Source organism: Actinoplanes sp. NPDC051633 (assembly GCF_040681735.1).
Taxonomy (GTDB): domain Bacteria; phylum Actinomycetota; class Actinomycetes; order Mycobacteriales; family Micromonosporaceae; genus Actinoplanes.
In genome coordinates this window covers 1-2,127 of record NZ_JBFAZH010001270.1, presented here as the reverse complement: position 1 = coordinate 2,127, position 2,127 = coordinate 1, and the positions used below count along the sequence as shown (strand labels likewise).

Below are 2,127 nucleotides of genomic sequence, written 5' to 3'. Positions count from 1 at the left end.
CGCTGCTCGCCGCCACGTCGACGATCCCCCGGGCGGGCACGGTCGCCGACGGCACCACGGTCACCGACAACGACCCGGCGGCCGTACGCCAGCAGCGGTCGGTCGCGCTCTCCTGCGCGCCGGTCGTGCACGACGGCGTGAAGATCAATCTCCTGGACACCCCGGGCTATGCCGACTTCGTCGGAGAGCTGCGCGCCGGCCTGCGAGCCGCGGACGCCGCGCTCTTCGTGGTCTCCGCGGTGGACGGGGTGGACGCGGCCACGACCGCGCTGTGGGCGGAGTGCGCCGCCGTCGGCATGCCGCGCGCGGTCGCGGTGACGCGGCTGGACCATCCGCGGGCCGACGTCGACGAGACCGTCGCCGACTGCCAGGAGGCCTTCGGCGAGAACGTGCTGCCGATCTACCAGCCGATGCTCGGCGACGACGGCACCTCGATCGCCGGCCTGCTCGGCCTGGTCACGCTGCGCGTCCTGGACTACTCGGCCGGCTATCCGCCGCGGGTCGGCGAGGCCGAGCCGGAGCACCTGGCGCCGGTCGAGGAGGACCGCAACCAGCTCATCGAGGCGATCATCGCCGAGAGCGAGGACGAGTCCCTGATGGACCGTTACCTCGGCGGTGAACAGGTCGGCCCGGACGTGCTGGTGCCCGATCTGGAACGGGCCGTCGCGCGCGGCAACTTCTATCCGGTCATCCCGGTCTGCGCGGAGACCGGCGTCGGCCTCGACGCGCTGCTCGACGGCCTGGTGGCGGGGGCGCCGTCGCCGCTGGAGCACGACCTGCCGACGGTCACCGGCGTGGACGGCTCGCCGAAGGCGCCGCTGTCCTGCGACCCGGCCGGCCCGCTGGTCGCCGAGGTCGTGAAGACCACGATCGACCGGCACGTCGGCCGCGTCTCGCTGGTCCGGGTGTTCTCCGGCACCCTGCGCCCCGACGCGGTCGTGCACGTCTCGGGGCACGGCCTGGCCGACCGCGGGCACCCCGACCACGACGCCGACGAGCGGGTCGCGCACATCTACGCGCCGCTGGGTGCGCAGCTCCGCGAGGTCGGCGAGTGCATCGCCGGGGACATCTGCGCGATCACCAAGTCGGGCAGCGCGGAGACCGGCGACACGCTCTCCGGCAAGGACGACCCGATGCTGATGGAGCCGTGGCGGATGCCCGAGCCGCTGCTGCCGATCGCCGTCGTCGCGAAGTCCCGCTCCGATGAGGACAATCTGGCGAAGAACCTGGCCCGGCTCGTCGCCGGCGACCCCACGCTGCGCCTGGAACGCAACCCGGACACCCACCAGCTCGTGCTCTGGTGCATGGGCGAGTCGCACGCCGACGTGGTGCTGGACAGGCTCCGCGCGGGCGGGGTCGACCTGGACACCGAGCCGGTCAAGGTGTCGCTGCGGGAGACCTTCGGCGGGCCGTCGCAGGGCAAGGGCCGGCACGTCAAGCAGTCCGGCGGCCACGGCCAGTACGCGATCTGCGACATCAAGGTGGAGCCGCTCCCCCGCGGTTCGGGCTTCGAGTTCGTGGACAAGGTGGTCGGCGGCGCGGTGCCGCACAACTACATCCCGTCGGTCGAGAAGGGTGTGCGCACCCAGCTGGAGCGCGGCATCGTGGCCGGCTATCCGGTGGTCGACCTGCGGGTGACGCTCTTCGACGGCAAGGCGCACAGCGTCGACTCGTCGGACGCGGCGTTCCAGACCGCGGGGGCGCTGGCGCTGCGGGAGGCGGCACAGGCCGGCGATGTGACCCTGCTGGAGCCGGTGGACGAGATCGTGGTGCGGGTGCCGGACGAGTATGTCGGCGCGGTGATGAGCGACCTGTCCGGCCGCCGGGGGCGGCCGATGGGCTCGGAGGCGGACGAGACGCCGGAGTTCAGCCTGGTGCGGGCCGAGGTGCCGGCCACCGAGCTGGTCCGGTACGCGGTGGAGCTCAGGGCGCTCACCTCGGGGGCGGGCACGTTCTCCCGCACGTACGCGAGGCACGAACCCATGCCGGCCCACCTGGCCGACGCCATCCGCAAGGAACACGCCGCCAAGTAGCCACATCGCCGGCGCCTGAGGCCGCGACGGTCCGGCCGGACCGTCGCGGCCGCCGCCTCAGACCAGCGTCGGGCTCGCGGCGGCCGGCAGCTGG

1 protein-coding gene is annotated in these 2,127 nt (G+C 73.4%); it reads left to right on the top strand.

Translation table 11 applies throughout. The features are described from left to right. On the top strand, positions 1–2,033 hold a 2,033-nt coding region (locus AB0M20_RS39940), incomplete at its 5' end, for an elongation factor G-like protein EF-G2 (protein ID WP_364306329.1). Positions 2,034–2,127: the final 94 nt, after the last annotated feature.